The sequence below is a fragment of the Streptomyces sp. NPDC014734 genome (genome assembly GCF_043083325.1).
Lineage (GTDB): Bacteria > Actinomycetota > Actinomycetes > Streptomycetales > Streptomycetaceae > Streptomyces.
Map to the genome: position 1 here is coordinate 258,632 of NZ_JBIBYN010000005.1, position 14,943 is coordinate 273,574.

General features: G+C 71.3%; 14 protein-coding genes. 3 read left to right on the top strand and 11 right to left on the bottom strand.

Annotated elements, in window-relative coordinates; translation table 11 throughout:
• Positions 1 to 105: 105 nt before the first annotated feature.
• The 9 genes from ACF1CT_RS11740 to ACF1CT_RS11780 form a co-directional block, all read right to left on the bottom strand.
• Positions 106 to 693 (bottom strand): hypothetical protein, encoded by a 588-nt coding sequence (locus ACF1CT_RS11740; RefSeq protein WP_391783644.1) that lies wholly within the window; start codon positions 691 to 693, stop codon positions 106 to 108.
• Between the two features lie 172 nt (positions 694 to 865).
• Positions 866 to 2,032, bottom strand: a complete 1,167-nt coding sequence (locus tag ACF1CT_RS11745; RefSeq protein WP_391783645.1) for a P1 family peptidase — start codon at positions 2,030 to 2,032, stop codon at positions 866 to 868.
• A gap of 4 nt (positions 2,033 to 2,036) precedes the next feature.
• Complete coding sequence (locus tag ACF1CT_RS11750; RefSeq protein WP_391783646.1) at positions 2,037 to 2,843, bottom strand: 4'-phosphopantetheinyl transferase; 807 nt, start codon at positions 2,841 to 2,843, stop codon at positions 2,037 to 2,039.
• A gap of 348 nt (positions 2,844 to 3,191) precedes the next feature.
• The gene (locus tag ACF1CT_RS11755) at positions 3,192 to 4,394 is read right to left on the bottom strand and encodes an MFS transporter (RefSeq protein ID WP_391783647.1); all 1,203 of its coding nucleotides are present in this window, start codon (positions 4,392 to 4,394) and stop codon (positions 3,192 to 3,194) included.
• A gap of 6 nt (positions 4,395 to 4,400) precedes the next feature.
• Positions 4,401 to 4,958: a GNAT family N-acetyltransferase gene (locus ACF1CT_RS11760; RefSeq protein WP_391783648.1), complete on the bottom strand. Its 558-nt coding sequence runs from the start codon at positions 4,956 to 4,958 to the stop codon at positions 4,401 to 4,403.
• Positions 4,959 to 4,971: 13 nt separating this feature from the next.
• Positions 4,972 to 6,183 carry a type III PLP-dependent enzyme gene (locus ACF1CT_RS11765; RefSeq protein WP_391783649.1) on the bottom strand — a complete coding sequence of 404 codons (1,212 nt, stop codon included), beginning with the start codon at positions 6,181 to 6,183 and terminating at the stop codon, positions 4,972 to 4,974.
• Complete coding sequence (locus ACF1CT_RS11770) at positions 6,174 to 7,526, bottom strand: DUF6271 family protein (RefSeq protein WP_391783650.1); 1,353 nt, start codon at positions 7,524 to 7,526, stop codon at positions 6,174 to 6,176. Before ACF1CT_RS11770 ends, ACF1CT_RS11765 begins: the two co-directional genes overlap by 10 nt.
• Positions 7,508 to 8,572, bottom strand: a complete 1,065-nt coding sequence (locus tag ACF1CT_RS11775) for a phytanoyl-CoA dioxygenase family protein (protein ID WP_391783651.1) — start codon at positions 8,570 to 8,572, stop codon at positions 7,508 to 7,510. The genes ACF1CT_RS11770 and ACF1CT_RS11775 overlap by 19 nt, the downstream gene beginning before the upstream one ends.
• A 755-nt stretch (positions 8,573 to 9,327) precedes the next feature.
• Positions 9,328 to 10,260 carry an ArsR/SmtB family transcription factor gene (locus ACF1CT_RS11780; RefSeq protein WP_391783652.1) on the bottom strand — a complete coding sequence of 311 codons (933 nt, stop codon included), beginning with the start codon at positions 10,258 to 10,260 and terminating at the stop codon, positions 9,328 to 9,330.
• A gap of 849 nt (positions 10,261 to 11,109) precedes the next feature.
• On the opposite strand from ACF1CT_RS11780, the gene ACF1CT_RS11785 reads away from it, so the two are divergent.
• From ACF1CT_RS11785 to ACF1CT_RS11795, 3 genes are all read left to right on the top strand, one after another.
• Entirely contained in the window at positions 11,110 to 11,685 is a 576-nt protein-coding gene (locus ACF1CT_RS11785) for a TerD family protein (protein WP_391783653.1), read from the top strand.
• A 90-nt stretch (positions 11,686 to 11,775) separates the two neighbouring features.
• Positions 11,776 to 12,357, top strand: a complete 582-nt coding sequence (locus ACF1CT_RS11790; RefSeq protein WP_391783654.1) for a TerD family protein — start codon at positions 11,776 to 11,778, stop codon at positions 12,355 to 12,357.
• 233 nt (positions 12,358 to 12,590) lie between these two features.
• On the top strand, positions 12,591 to 13,526 hold the full coding sequence (locus ACF1CT_RS11795; protein WP_391783655.1) for a hypothetical protein: 936 nt from the start codon (positions 12,591 to 12,593) through the stop codon (positions 13,524 to 13,526).
• A 227-nt stretch (positions 13,527 to 13,753) separates the two neighbouring features.
• Here the strand turns inward: ACF1CT_RS11795 and ACF1CT_RS11800 are convergent, their stop codons facing one another.
• Together ACF1CT_RS11800 and tatA are read right to left on the bottom strand one after the other, a co-directional pair.
• Positions 13,754 to 14,332, bottom strand: coding sequence for a TerD family protein (locus ACF1CT_RS11800; protein ID WP_391783711.1), 579 nt, complete (start codon positions 14,330 to 14,332; stop codon positions 13,754 to 13,756).
• A gap of 209 nt (positions 14,333 to 14,541) precedes the next feature.
• Positions 14,542 to 14,916 (bottom strand): Sec-independent protein translocase subunit TatA, encoded by a 375-nt coding sequence (tatA, locus tag ACF1CT_RS11805; protein ID WP_391783656.1) that lies wholly within the window; start codon positions 14,914 to 14,916, stop codon positions 14,542 to 14,544.
• Positions 14,917 to 14,943 lie beyond the last annotated feature (27 nt).

The window sequence follows — 14,943 nt, forward strand, 5'->3', positions numbered from 1 at the left end:
CCGGAAAACGGACGCGGCAGGGTGCGTACGTTTCCCGGGCGGACGGGTCCCCGGCGCGATCCGGGGGCCGGTGTGCGTTCCGGCCCCTCGGACGGCGTCGTCGTCTCAGGACTCCTCGAAGTAGGCGTCCAGGACCGCGTCGAGCTTCTCCGCCCACGGCTTCAGGTCGCTCCTGGCCGGCGCCTCGACCTCGGCGTTGAACCACCGGCGGGTCGACATGTGGACCGTGACGGTGAACCTGCGGCCGAACCGCGGGGTCTTCACCTCGACCGCCCCGATCTCGTGCCAGTCGAATTCGGCCTCCTGGTCGTCGAGCCGGAACCTGACGCCCTCGTGGTTCACGGTGATCGACCCGCGACGGTCGCTCACCTCGAACACCGGGCCGTCCTGCGTCGGCCGGTCCTCCGTCTCCTTCCCTTCCTCCTCGGCTGCCGCGGCGGTACCGGCCCCGGTGTCGCCGTCGGCCGCGTCGTCGGTCGTGTCGTCGGTCGTGTCGTCGGTCGTGGCCCGTGCGGGGGCGTCGTCGACGGCCACCGCTGCCGGGGCCGTCTCCTCCGTCCGTTCCTGGTCGTGCCCGTCCGGGCTCGATTCGGCCTTCACGGCGGTGACGGGGGCCGTGAGGCCGGGAATGTACGCCGGGTCTGTCCCCGCGGCGTACCCGGGCTGAGTGTTCGGATCTATGCGCTGCTCCACGGCGGGCAGTATGGCCGACGAACCTGTACGTGACCAGCGACCGCCGCGCCGGGCGCCCCTACGGCTTACGGCCTGGGGAGCAGGAGAGGGGCGGGCCCGCGACGCCCCCTCTCGCTCCCCCGCTCGTTGCTCCCGGTGCCTCCCCGGGCGGACGACGGGGAGGCACCCCGTGTCACCTCGTCCGGTGCGCCATCAACTCCGTCACCCGGTGCAGCGGGAGCGCCGGTACGTGATGGCCCGCCCGTCCGGTCATGGAGTGCGCGCCGGTGAGCACGTTGAGCACCGCCTCCTCCACCGACTCGACCACCGCTGTGAAGAACGGATCCATCCGCCCCCACGGCACGAACCGCATCGACTCGTACGGCGCGCTGCCGTCGTCCTCGGGGAAGGTACTGGTCAACGCGGACGGGTTGGCGGTCGAGAAGGCGAGGAAGAGGTCTCCGGAGAAGTGGCTCCCGGTGGTTCCGGTGCGGGCCAGACCGAGCGTCACACGACGGGCCAGCGCCTTGCACTGACCCGGCAGCAACGGCGCGTCGGTCGCCACCACCACGATCACCGAGCCGGCGCCCGGGGGCACCGGACGCTCCGCGTCGTCCGCCGGTCCGGGCGCCGCAGCCGCGACCGGGTCGGGCAGCTCGCGCCCCACCGGCACGCCGGCCACCACCAGTTCGCGCCGTGCGCCGAAATTGGCCTGTACGAACGCGCCGACGGTGTAGCGGTCCTCCCCGTACCGGACCACCCGCGACGCGGTCCCCGAGCCCCCCTTGAAGCCGTAGCAGCGCATGCCCGTCCCGCCGCCGACACACCCCTCCTCGACCGGGCCGGAGGCCGCCGCGTCGATCGCGGCCCCCGCGTGGCCGGACCGCACCGCCGGGCCGTGGATGTCGTTGAGGTGGCCGTCCCAGGTCTCGGTCACCACCGGCAGCAGCCACTCGGGGGCCATGCCACCGCAGTTGGCGCGCACCCACTCGACGACGCCGCGGTGCACCGGGCCGACCGCGTAGGTGTTGGTGATCACCACGGGGACCGCGAGCGATCCGGTCTCCTCGATCCACGCCGTTCCGGTCATCTCGCCGTTGCCGTTGAACGAATGCCATCCGGCCGCGCAGGGGGTGCCGACGCCGTCCCTGCCGCGCGGCAGCACGGCCGTCACGCCGGTGCGCACGTCGTCGCCCTCGACGAGGGTGACGTAGCCGACCTCGACCCCCGGCACGTCCGTGATCGCGTTCCACGGGCCGGGCTCCCCCACCAGGGGGATGCCCGCCTCCCGCGCGCGTCTGCGGCCCTCGTTCGCGTGATCCCCGTTCGCACGGCCCTCGTTCGCACGGTCCTGGTTCATGCGCTCAGACACCGACGCCCGTGCCCGTGACGGGTGTGGTGAGGCCGTCGGCCGCCGTGGACGGGTCGGTGGGGGCCGTCGGTCCGTTCACGACGACGATCGAGGTCGCCAGCAGGCCGTCCGCGACCAGCCAGCGTCCGCGGAGGACCCTGGGGACCGCCGGGGACGCGGTGGACGGTGGGAACGGCCGTCCGGGCCCGCTCCCCGGGACGGGTTGTACGGGCACCGCCGCGGCGGGGCTCAACATCTCTTCGGGGACGAGGAGTTCGGCGGTGAATTCACCGTCCGGGCGGAGCACGATGTCGGCCTGCTCGAAGCCCAGCCAGCGCCGGGTGAGCGGGAACCACGCCTTGTAGACGCTCTCCTTCGCACTGAACAGCAGCCGGTCCCACCGAATCCCGGGTATCCGGGCGCTCAGTTCGCGCTCGCGCCGCTGTTCCGACGGAAGGGCGATGGCCTCCAGCACGTCGTCGGGCAGCGGCGCGTGTGGTTCGGCGTCGACCCCGATGGTGAGGATGTCCGCCCGATGGGCGACGGCCGCGGCCCGGAAGCCCTTGCAGTGGGTCATGCTCCCGACCGTCTTCTCCGGCCAGATCGGCGCGCCGCGTTCGCCCTTGAGGATCGGCGCGGGAGCGATGCCGAGCGTTCCGAGCGCACGCCGGGCGCAGTGGCGCACCGTGGTGAACTCCTTGCGCCGCACCTCGACGGAGTTGCGGATCAGTTCCTCTTCCGCGGGGAAGAGCGTGGCCAGGGGCGGATCGGAGAACGCCTCCTCCACGACCACCTGGGACGGCACGATTCTCTCGATCACGGTCTCCCCCTCGCCGGCGTACTGCCTCGACGTTCCGGCGCCGTCCGGCCGATGCCGGTCCCGGCGATTTCCACACGGGAACAGTAGAGGGAATCGGGGGCGGCGGCGACACCGGCCCGACGGACCACCGCCCGCCCCGTCACGGCCCGTTCCGCCCCTGCTCCGCCGGCGGTTCCACGACACGCGGCGCGCCCCGGACGCCGTGGGGACGTCCGGGGCGCGCCCCGTATCGCTCGATGTGCTGCCGAACCCCGTGGCACCGGGCCCGGGAGCGGCCGTTGGCCGCGTTGGTGCTCAGGGCCTGTCGGTGGCCTCCGGCCGGGCGGCCGAAGGTGGCCCGACAGGCTCTCAGACCGTGCTCGGCTCCGGTTCGGCGGCGGTCTTCGGCCAGCTGATCCGGGTCGCGCACAACGACACGAGGAGGGCGCTGACCGCGACGGCGCCCATCCCCCACACCAGGTTGCTGGCACTCGCGATGAAGCCGATCAGCGCGGGGCCGGCCAGCAGGCCCGTCGTCCCCATGGCGGCGACCAGGGCCAGCGCCTGTGTGCCCTGCCCGGCCGCCGCCACGTAGACGCACGGGGTGACGGCGGCGACGCCCAGGCCGACGCAGGCGAACCCGATCAGCGCGGGCACCACGCCACCGGTCAGCAGGGCGAGTGCCAGCCCGACACCGCCCACCGCGCTGCCGATCCTCACGATGCGTCCGTCGCCCCAGCGGCTGCGCCAGCCGTCGGCGAAGAGACGGGCCAGCACCATCATGACCGAGACGACCGCGATGCCCATGGGCGCGAGTTGGGCCGACGCGTCGACGACGTCCTTCATGTAGAGCGCGGACCAGTCGTTCATGGCGCCCTCGGTCACCGTGCCGAACACCATCGCGAAGCCCATCCACAGGGTGACCCGGGTCGGCACGGTCCACTTGCTCCGGCGCTTCTCCCCGGTGCTCTCGCCGGACTCCTCCCCCTCACCCTTCTCCTTCCGGTCCTCCGTCAGGAGTCCCGAGCGGGTGAGGACGACCAGCAGCAGGAGGATCACGGCGGCGACCCCGAAGTGCGCGGCCACGGACGTGGTCACCGTGTTCACCCCGGAGGCGAGCAGCGCGGCGAACAGGGACCCGGCGCTGAAGGTCGCGTGCAGCCGGGACATGGCGGTGCGCCGGTGGGTGGCTTCGAGCGCCGCCCCCTGCGCGTTCATCGCGACGTTCAGGCAGCCGACGGCGACGCCGTCGCAGCAGACGACCGCGAGAGCGACCGGATAGTTCGGTGCCGCGGCGAGCGCGAGCAGCAGCAGACTCAGGCAGACCGCGGACAGGAACGCGAGGCGTCGCGAACCCAGTCGCCTCATCAACACCGTCACCAGGGGGAACGACGCCGCCGCGCCCGCCCCGCAGGCCATCAGCAGCAGGCCCAGTTCCGCTTCCGAGAGGCCGAGTTCCGTCTTGATGGCGGGGAGCCTCGACGCCCAGGTGGCGTACTGGAACCCGAGAAAGCAGAACAGTGCCGCGATGGCCAGTTGCGCCCGGTGGAACGGGTCACGAACGCCCAGCATATGAGATCAGCCCACTTCGTCTTGCAGAGGTGCCCCGAGCGACGGCTCGTCGGCGAGGTTCGTTGTCCCGTGGCGGTCGCCCGGCACCGTCCTGGACATGTACACCGCGTCCGTGCCGTAGCCCGGTGGTGGTGCGACGTCGGGGTGGGCCCGGTAGCCGTTGGCCGCCCAGAAGGTGTCACTGCCCGACACGGCGATCAGGGAGATTCCGTCGTAGCCCTTCGAGGCGGCCGTGCCCGTGAGGTGGCGCAGCAGGTTCTTCGCCAGCCCCCGGCCGCGGAACTCCTCGGCCACGACGAGGTCGTGCAGGTGCAGGTTCCGCGAGTGGAAGACGACGTCCTCCTCCCGTTCCAGGTCCGGGAACGCGAACATCGGGTACGGCAGGGCGAGCAGGTATCCCGCCGCGCGTCGTCCGTGGTCGAGCACGAAGCAGGTACCGGGAGAGGCGTGGGCCCTGGACCGCAGCGCGGCCCGTCCCTCCGACAGTCCGAGCGGGCCGTAGACGTCGGCCTCCAGTGCCGTGATGCCGTCCCAGTCGTCCTCGGAGATATGTCGTATGCGCACGGTGGTGATTCCTCTACTCGCCCTGTGTCCAGGTGTACGGAAGCGGGGTGAAGCCGTTGAACCCCTGGGTCATGTATCCGGTTGCGTAGGCGCCGCAGGAGAGGATCCAGACCGGATCCCCCGACGCGACGGCCCCGGGCACGCGGACCCGGTTGTGCTCGTGGGCGTAGGCGTCGTCGCTGTCGCAGGTGGGTCCGGCGACGACGGCGTGGACGTGGTCCGCGTCGGCGTGGAGGCAGCTCCCGTCGGCGTGGACGCGGTCCCCGTCGGCGTGAGTGGGAAACAGCAGCCGGTACTGCAACTGGTCCATCTCGTACAGGCCGTTGAACTTCCCGCAGCTCAGGTAGAGCCAGTGCTCACGTGCGCCGTCGAGCTGCTGCCTGGACGAGAGACGGGCCACGTGCGCCCTGATCGCCCCGTGGTCGGCGACCAGGTGGCGGCCCGGTTCGACGAGGAACTCCAGTGGGGATTCGGAGACGGCACCGAGGTGTTGCATGCCCTCCCGCATCACGGCGAAGATCTTGTCCACCGGGGGGTCCAGCGGACGGCCCCGGTTGTCGAGGTAGCCGAGGGCGGGCAGTCCGCCGCCGAGATTGACGTGGTCCAGCAGGATGCCCCGCCGGTCGAGGGCCACGATCACGTCGGCGAGGCGGTCGAAGGTGTCCTGCCACGCCTCGGACGTCATCTGCTGCGAGCCCACGTGCACGGACAGGCCGGCCGGTACCAGCCCGGCCGATCGCGCCGCGTCCATCACGAGCAGCGCGTCCGCCGCCGAGCAGCCGAATTTCCGGCTGAGGCCCCACAGCGCCCCGTCCCCGGCGGTGGCCAGTCGGCAGAACACCCGTGCCCCGGGGGCGTGTTCCGCTATCGCCGCGACGTCCTGCAGGCTGTCGGTGGCGAAGTCCCGGATGCCGAGCCGGTACGCGGCGGCGATGTTGTGGTCCGACTTGATGGTGTTGCCGTAGTGGATCCGTTCGGCCGGAACACCGGTGTCGAGTGCCTGCCGGATCTCGTTGGGGCTCGCCGCGTCGAAGCCCGATCCCCTGCCCGCCAGGCGGGCGAGGACCTCGTCGACGGGGCATGCCTTCATGGCGAACCGGACGCGGACGCCGGGGAGTTCCCGCAGCAGTTCGTCGTACTGCGCCTCGATTCCGGCGAGGTCGAAGACGATCCGGTCCTCGGTGGCGGCCGTCAGCGCGGCCCGCATGTGTGCGTTCAGCCGCATGATGCCGATGCGTCCGGGGCCGAGGACGGACGCGGGTGCGGCCGGTGGAGGGCGGTGGTCCTGCTCGCCTCGACCAGCGGTCCCCATGCCTCGATCAGCAGGGCGAAGTCCTCCATGTCCGCCTGGGCCTCGTCGAGCAGCCGCTCGCCGCGCGCGGCGAGGGACTCGGCGAACTCCGCGTATCTGCCGCCGAGTCGGCGGTACGAACGGTCGATGACGTCCAGCCGGTGCACGTTCTCCTCCCGGTCGAGCAGGGTGCTCTCCCGGACCATGTCGGCGACCGCGGCCGGCCGGACCCGGTGCCGGTCGTCGAGGAGCGAGGCCCCGGCCCCGGCCATCTGGTCGTAGACGGAGTTGAGGTAGAGCATCGAGAGGAAGAACTTCGTGAACCTCAACTGGTACGCCATGAAACCCGCGTCGGTGCGGCGTTCGGGCGTGTAGAAGTTGACGATGTTGCGGTTGTGCAGCACCCCCGGCAGCGTGCCGTCGTGCACCAGGTGCATGAGGAAGTAGTCGCTGCCGATGGTGTCGGTGGCGGGCGGCAACGGCACCCGCTCGTACACCTCGTCCAGGAAGGCGATGTTGCACATGTCCACGCGCATCGGGTCGACGTGGGTGAGGGTCGAGTGGTCGCGGACGAACGGGTCGGTGCCCGCCCCCGTGAACGACTCCTCGACCAGCGCCCGCTTCTGCTCCTCGGGCCAGGCGCGCGGGGCCCACAGGCTGACCACGTCGTGGTAGACGTCGTTGTCGAGCCGGGCGATCTCACCGATGTCCACCGACAGTTCGCCGACGAAGGAGCTGCCCACCATCGCCACGGGCTTGTCGGCGTGTTCCGGGCCGAGCACCGTCTCGGTCACACCGCTCGCCGCGTCGGCCGCGGTCCTCCCGAGCGAGGTGAGCTCGTGATGGACGGGAAAGACCGGCCGGCCGTCGAGGGCCTGGTAGTCGCTGTCCGAGTCCCTGCGGTGCACGGAGCGGCAGCCGAGAGCCCCCGCGATGAGGAAGGCGCGGTTGGTGCAGGCGCCGTAGGACACACCGGACGGGAGCATCAGGTCGAGGAGTAGGTCGGGCTTGCCGACTCCGGAGGTCCGGATCACCTCCTCGAGGAAGGCCCGCTGGTCCGCCTCGGCGAGGTGGTGCACGGTCACACCTGGGGCCCGGCGCGACTCCTGCACGACCCGCGCGTGCTGTGCGAACACCTCCGCGTCGGAGGAGTCGAGGATCAGCAGGTCCACTTCCACGTCGAAGTGGGTGGCCGCGTGGTCCGCCTCCTCGCCCACGGCCGCGATCGTGGCGGCGCAGGCCCTGTTGGTGGGAAGTGTCAGGCAGATTCTGCGCATGCCGTGTCTCCGGTCGACTGCTCGGATTTCTGTCCGTGCCAGGACCTGAGCCCCAGCAGCTTCTCGCCGAGGGCGTCAAGTTCGGCGGTGCCGTACCTGAGGGATTCGTGCGTCGTCAGATCGCCGACCAGGGTCTTGTTCCAGTCCGGGGTGGACAGGTCGCGCCAGGACTCGACCCGCGAACGGCGCAGTGCGTCGTACGACTCCAGGGCGGGCATCATCGAGAGGTACTGGACGGCGCGGACGCCGTTCCCGGAGGTGTTGCGGGCCACGCCGTGTGCCAGCAGCCCGTTCCAGATCAGCAGGTCACCGGCTTCCAGCTGCGGCCGTACGACGGGGAACTCCTCCCGGTCGGTGTCCGGCCGGATCGGGTCGCGGTCCGCGGGCTGCCCGATCTTCCACGGCTCGAACTGCCGGAACAGCTCCGGCGAACACTGGAATCCGCCGAGCTCCGGCTGGGTGTCGTTCAGCGCGATGATGCCCTGCACCCGCTGCGGCAGCACGGCGAGCGAGGTGTCGACATCCCAGTGCAGCTCGATGTCGAAGCCCTTGTCCGTGGGGGCGATGAGCGCGCGGTCGCGGTTCTTGACGTTGGGCGGGTTGAGGTTGAGCCGGTCCAGGGTGACCCACAGCTCCTCGCAGTCCCACACGTCGACGAACGCGTCGTAGACGCGCTGCGCCTGGCGGCTGTCCCAGATCAGCTGGTGGTGGTACGCCTCGACGAAACCGTAGACGTGCAGTTCGCGGTCCAGGTCCGTGCGGAACGGCCGGTCCTCGTACCAGCTGTCCGGCCGGTCGGGGTCGAGGCCCTGGAAGTCCCAGGTGAAGTCGAGCAGCCGCTTCGCCGCGTCGGCGGTGATCGCCCGCTTCACGACGACGTAGCCGTAGGTCTGCCAGTGGGCGAAGTCCTCTTCGGACAACACGCGCAGGTCGTACGACTTGCGGATGTCCCGCAGCGGCGTCTGCGCCAGGTACGACTCGCCGTCCGCGCTGAAGTACGGGCGGGACGAAGGGGCTCGGTACAGGTAGGGGGCAGGAGTCGGCATGCAATCACTCCGTCGTTCGAAGTTCGTCGACGCTCGTCGGCGTTCTCTGGGGCTGGTCGGTCCGGTCGCCTCGCGGTGGCACCCGCGCGGGGCACGTCACCGGGGCGCGGAAGGCCGGTACGGCTCCGTCGCCGGGGTCCGGGGCCGGCCGTCGCCGACCGCGCCGGTCCGGTTGCGGAAGGGGAGGTGGAAGGGAGATCGGGGGTGGTACCGCGCGGCCGGGGCCGCCGGTGCCACGACGTGCGCGTCGGACGTCGTGCGCCGCGGGCCGGGGGTACGGATTCGACGGGGCGCGGGTCCGCCTCCGGTGTTGTGCTGTCACCGGGGGGGGCGATGTCACGGCGGGTGGGCGAGGACGGCGGTGTCGTCACGGTCCCGCTGCCACGACCTGGTTCCGACGACCTGTCAGGTCGGCAGCGCGTCGGGGCCATCCGCGACGCTCGCGGGTCTCAGGAAGTTGACGGTTCCAAGTGGCTTGCACACGGCGTTGCGGTCCTCCGGTCGAGCGGTTCCCACCTCGACTCTTGTCGACCGCCCCACACCGGACAACCCTTTCGGTGTGCGCCGAATCGCCTTGGTTGCACGTCTGGTTGGGCATTCGGATCCTGTCCGGCACAGGCCCGCGCGCATCGCCGACTCCCAGATGAATGACGTGAGCCTGCCAACCTATGCGGTGCGGAGGACGAAGGGCGCCGCCCCCGTCGCGGGTCATGACGGCCGTCGGACCGGTCCGGCGACTCCGCGTCGGCAACGGGTCATTGGTTCATGAAGCACTCGGTGAGCGTCATGCCCTCGCGGTTGAGCTCGTACAGCACCCGCGTACCGGCCCGGTGACGTTGCACCACACCGGCGGACACCAGGGCCGACAGATGCTCGGAGACCGTGCTCACGGCGAGTCCCAGGTGATCGGCGAGCGCGGACGTGGTGGTCGGCGCCGACAGTTCGCGGACGACGGAGGCGCGCCCCCTGCCCAGCAGGATGGCCAGCCGGTCGCCGCGTTGCGGCTGCGCGGTACCGTCCCGCTTCGCCGAACCGCGCAGGAGGCCCGCTCCGCGCGCGGCGTACGAGACCACGGTGCGGTCGCCGACCGCCGACCACAGGTGGGTTTCGTCCGTGAGCAGCATCGGCACCACGGTCAGACGATCCGCGTCGTCCGTGCGGTCGGCCGGAAGCCCGAGCTCCTGCAACAGCGCCGCACCCCCGCTCATGGCGAGTGTGCGCGACCGGAAGAGGATCTCCTCCTCCAGGGAGCGCGCGAGTCCGGTACCGCGCGGTTCCATCGCGACGCGCCAGAAGTTGGTGAACTCCACGGCGAGATAACCGAGTTGCACCTCGGGCTCACGGATCAGCGCGGCGATCAGCGGGTCGTCGAACCCCTGCGGGTACTCCCGGGCGAGTTCGTCGCGGACGAGTCCGGCGGGCGTGCGCCTCATGCCGTCGATCTCGTCGGCGATGCCCGTCCTGCGCGAGCCGACGCCTCCGGTCAGGAACGAGGGAACACGCCCCCGCGGCCGGGCCAGCTCGGCCACCGCCCTCAGACGCGGCGTCAGCGCCCCCTGCGCCTCTCGGGCCCAGGACGAATGTGGCCAGGGCGCGTCGGCACCGTACCGGGCCAACAGGGTCATGCCACCGAACGCCTGCCACAGTTCGCACAACGCGAGCCGCACGTCCGCGGGCCGACGGTCCATCAGCACCCCCGGCCGCCGCGCACCGCCGCCACCGGCCCGGACGACAACGGCACCGGACCGTCACCGCACCCGGGCCCCCCGCGCCGGCCGGCCGCCGCGATCCCCCGCGGCCCCGGTCCGGGGCGTTCGAACCGTGGTTCACCGGGCGCACGCGACGAGCCCGTGGCGGAAGTATGTGACGGCTCGAACATGAACCCCGCCCATTCATCGTGGTCCAGACCAATGATGAACGAGCTTTCGACACCTCCCGACGACTGTCAAGGATCTTGTGATTCAGGTCACATTCCCATCGCTTTTCGCGTCCGGTCCAGTACGTACAGTCACGCACTTTGGTCTAGACATGATGTCGTGACGCCTGTTAGGTTCGCTTCGGCGAAGCATCGCCGAGGCCCGGAGGACGCGCCCTTCCGAGCGCCAACCGCCATATCCACAAGCCGATGTGACGCTCCCTCACGAGACGCACCGACCTTCGTGACGTCGGGGCCGCGGCAGCGCCCGCCCCTTCCCCGCAGGCAGGGCCCGGATCGGCGAACCCCGGCGAGGCGCACGCCGCCGACCGCACCGGCGGCAGGCCCGCCCCACACCGCGGACGCCGCGCGCACGCGCCCCACCGGCAATCGCCCCGCTCCCCCCGTCGACCGCAACGACGCCGCGTCCGCGTTCCGTTGGTCGCGGCGCGCTCTCCGCCCGTCCCCGCACCCACGACGACACCGCCGCCACCCCGCCGCAACCTCTACAGTGCTGTAGATTTCAGTTGGTGTCGCAGTGCGCGCGGGCGGTCACCGTCCGGCGTCGTGCTTGGGAAGAGACGCCATGTTCGACATGAAATCGGGAAGAAGGAGAATCACTGTGGGTGTGAGCCTCGCCAAGGGTGGGAACGTCTCGCTGACCAAGGAGGCTCCCGGACTCACCGCTGTGCTGGTGGGACTGGGCTGGGACGTCCGTACGACCACCGGCGCGGATTACGACCTGGACGCCAGCGCCCTGCTGTGCGACGCGGCCGGAAAGGTCCTCTCCAACGGTCACTTCGTCTTCTACAACAACCTCCGGAGCCCCGACGGTTCGGTCGAGCACACCGGTGACAACCTCACCGGCGAGGGCGAGGGGGACGACGAGATCGTCAAGGTCGATCTCGCCGCCGTGCCCGCGGAGGTCGCCAAGATCGTGTTCCCGGTGTCGATCCACGAGGCGGAGGGCCGGGGCCAGAGTTTCGGCCAGGTCCGCAACGCGTACATCCGGGTGGTCAACCAGGCGGGCGGCGCCGAGATCGCCCGCTACGACCTCAGCGAGGACGCGTCCACCGAGACCGCGATGGTCTTCGGCGAGCTGTACCGCAACGGCGCCGAGTGGAAGTTCCGTGCCGTCGGCCAGGGGTACGCCTCCGGTCTGAGCGGCATCGTCGCGGACTTCGGCGTCAATCTCTGACGTGTCGGGGCCGCCCGTCGGCCCCGACACGTCCGACCCGTCCCGTCGGACCGACCACCGGCGGGCACATCCGAGAGGCGAAACGGATCCATGAGCGTCGATCTTTCCAAGGGCCAGCGCATCAGCCTCGCCAAGTCCGGCGGCGGTGAACTCACCGTCGTACGCATGGGGCTCGGCTGGAAGGCCGCACCCCGCAAGGGGTTCCTCGCCCGTCTCACCGCACGCGAGATCGACCTGGACGCCTCGGCGATCCTGTTCGCCGGTGGACAGGCACAGGACGTCGTCTTCTTCCAGCATCTGACGAGCGACGACGGGGCGGTGCGCCACACCGGCGACAACCTGGTCGGGGGCGCCGGCCAGGGGGGCGACGACGAATCGATCGTCGTCGATCTGCACCGCGTCCCCGCCCATGTCGACCAGATCGTGTTCACCGTGAACTCGTTCACCGGTCAGACCTTCGAGGAGGTCGAGAACGCCTTCTGCCGTCTGGTCGACGAGACCACCGGGCAGGAGCTGGCGCGCTACACACTGACCGGCGGCGGGCGGCACACCGCGCAGATCATGGCCAAGGTGACGCGTTCGGGGTCGGGTTGGCAGATGACCGCCATCGGCGCCGCCGCGAACGGGCGTACCTTCCAGGACCTGATGCCGGCCGTCGCCGGCCACCTGTAGTGCTGTGACCGGGAGGCCTTGCCGGGAAGCCCGCGGCGTCCGGTGCGGTGCATCGCGGGGCGGAGCACCGTCGGCGTACTGGATGTACGCGGACGAGGTGACGACGCGGCGAGGTGCCGTACCGGGCGTCGCGGGCCGGTGAACCTTCCCGGCCGCAGCGCTGGGCCCGACGGGTCCTGCATGTCGCGCCCGGCACGAGCCGGGCAGCGGATCACACACATCGGGGGAACGGAATGGACCGGTCGTTCCGGCTGCGGGACGAGGACAGGGCCGACTACGCGGCGGTCCTCGACGAGGTCATCGGCTCGGCGGAGATACAGCGGCTGCTGGCCCGGTCACGCATCGGCGCGGGGCAGTTGCGCGTCAAGGGCCTCGCGGCCGGTCCCCGTGTCGCGTCGGCCGCCGAGGCCGAGTACCTGTCCTACCTGGCGCTGCGGCGGCGGACGCACGACGGCGGGCAGCCGGGCGGGGCGGCCTCCCTGTCCGGGCCGGGGCACCAGGAGCGCACGGGCGCGGGTCTGGTGCCCGTACTGGCTGTGCTCACCCCGGTCCTGGCCGCCGTCGCCGCGGCAACGTTCCTGGGACTGGGGTACGTACTGCGGCTCACCGACAGCTGGACCGTCATGGCGGCCACCCTGATCGACGCGGGCTGGATCAGCCTCGGCACGGCGGCGCTGGCGGCCGTCATCGGCGTCGTGGCCCTCTACCGGACCGCGGCGGAGCACAGGGCGTCCGGCACCGACGTCCGGGCCGAGCACTCCGAGGACCTCGACCGGGCCAGGGAGGCGTGGCACGACGCGCTGCGCGACGCCGGCATCCGGCCGTTCCTCGTCGCCCGGCTCCGGGAGGAACCGGTGGAGGCCGAGCCCGGCCGGAGCGGGGCCCCGGATCACCGGCCCCGCTTCAGCAGCCCCGACTTCGGTCGTCCGGCATTCGGCAGCCCGGATTTCGACAGTCCCGACTTCGCCGGTCCGGGCTCCACCGGTGGCTCCGGCTCCGGCGGACCGGACTTCGGCCGGCCCGACTACAGCGGACCGGGTTTCGCCAGCCCGGGCTTCGACGGACCGGGCTCCACCGGTGGCTCCGGCTCCGGCGGACCGGACTTCGGCCGGCCCGACTACAGCGGACCGGACTTCAGCGGGCCGGGCCTCCCCGACCTGCGCGGCTGACCGCGGCGCGCGGAGAGCGGACCGGGCACCGGACCCGTCCGGACACGGCCGCTCGCCCGGTGTCCGCGCGGCATGCGCACCGGCGGTGTCCGCGTCGGCCGGGAGCTCCGATCCGGCGCGGACACGACCGGACCGGGCCCGATTCCGGGCCCGGTCCGGGGCTCCCGCTCGTCCGTCCGCGGCCACTGCTCGCAGGCGAGGGGTGTGTTTCCGAAGGTCCCGCTCGCTCAGGAGACGTCCACGCCGTAGTCCGTGGCGATGCCGGCCAGCCCCGACGCGTATCCCTGCCCGATCGCACGGAACTTCCACTCGCCGCCCCGGCGGTAGAGGGCGCCGAAGACCATCGCCGTCTCGCCCGCGGCGTCGTAGGAGAGTTCGTAGCGGCACATCTCGCGGCCCGTGAGGTTGTCGACCACGCGGATGTAGGCGTCCTCCACCTGCCCGAAGTTCTGGCCGCGGTTCTGCGCGTCGTGGATGGAGACGGTGAAGACGATCTGTCCGGTCTTCTCGTCCAGCCGGTCGAGGTCGATGAGAAGCTGCTCGTCGTCGCCGTCGCCCTCTCCGGTCACGTTGTCACCGGTGTGCCGCACCGCCCCGTCCGGGCTGGCGAGGTTGTTGTAGAAGACGAAGTGCCGGTCGGAGACGACCTTCTGATCCGGTCCGCAGATGATCGCGGAAGCGTCGAGGTCGAAGTCCGCGCCACCTACCGGTTGCGCGTCCCAACCCAGGCCGACGGTGACATCGGCGAGCGGTGTGCCGTCCTGGTTCAGGACGACGTTCTGACCCTTGGCGAGACTGACGCCCAACACTACTGCTCTCCTTCGACGCGCGCCGATGATCTGCCCACCGGAGCACCGGGCTCCGTCGGGTGCGTACTGACCTCACGATAGTTCAAACATTACGCAATCTTTGAAGTGCTCGTGCGGGTCGGGGCGCGCCCGTGCACCCGATCGTGACACGCGCACCGGGCCGGCGGGCGCGAACGGGACGGGACCGGAGAGGGCCGCCGCACGCGTCAGCGCGGCTCGGTGCCGTTCTCCCTCACGGGACGGGCCGAGGAGGCGTCGCCCGGCGCCGACCGGACGCTCCGGGACGCGGCGGCTTCGGACGACACCCCCGGCACGATCCGGACCGACGGGGACACCGTCTCGGACCCGCCAGACGCGTCGGACGCGGCCGGGTCGGGCGGAACCGGGCCGGAGGAGGCCGGAGCCGAAGTCGGCGCGTTCTCCTCCTTCATGGCCCTGGTCTCGCTCTTCAGGATGCGCAGCGACTTGCCCAGGGCCCGGGCACTGTCGGGCAGCTTCTTCGACCCGAACACCACGACGATCACCAGCACCAGGATCAGCAGATGCCAGGGCTCCAGCGCGTTGCGGAACACTCCACCCACCCCTCTCTTCTTCTACGGCCCGCGCGG

Coding starts and splice junctions, on each gene's coding strand:
- ACF1CT_RS11745 (WP_391783645.1), bottom strand. CDS start 2,032: ATGAACCAGGACCGTGCGAACGAGGGCCGTGCGAACGGGGATCACGCG.
- ACF1CT_RS11770 (WP_391783650.1), bottom strand. CDS start 7,526: ATGCGCAGAATCTGCCTGACACTTCCCACCAACAGGGCCTGCGCCGCC.
- ACF1CT_RS11755 (WP_391783647.1), bottom strand. CDS start 4,394: ATGCTGGGCGTTCGTGACCCGTTCCACCGGGCGCAACTGGCCATCGCG.
- ACF1CT_RS11790 (WP_391783654.1), top strand. CDS start 11,776: ATGAGCGTCGATCTTTCCAAGGGCCAGCGCATCAGCCTCGCCAAGTCC.
- ACF1CT_RS11775 (WP_391783651.1), bottom strand. CDS start 8,572: ATGCCGACTCCTGCCCCCTACCTGTACCGAGCCCCTTCGTCCCGCCCG.
- ACF1CT_RS11765 (WP_391783649.1), bottom strand. CDS start 6,183: ATGCGGCTGAACGCACACATGCGGGCCGCGCTGACGGCCGCCACCGAG.
- ACF1CT_RS11780 (WP_391783652.1), bottom strand. CDS start 10,260: ATGGACCGTCGGCCCGCGGACGTGCGGCTCGCGTTGTGCGAACTGTGG.
- ACF1CT_RS11795 (WP_391783655.1), top strand. CDS start 12,591: ATGGACCGGTCGTTCCGGCTGCGGGACGAGGACAGGGCCGACTACGCG.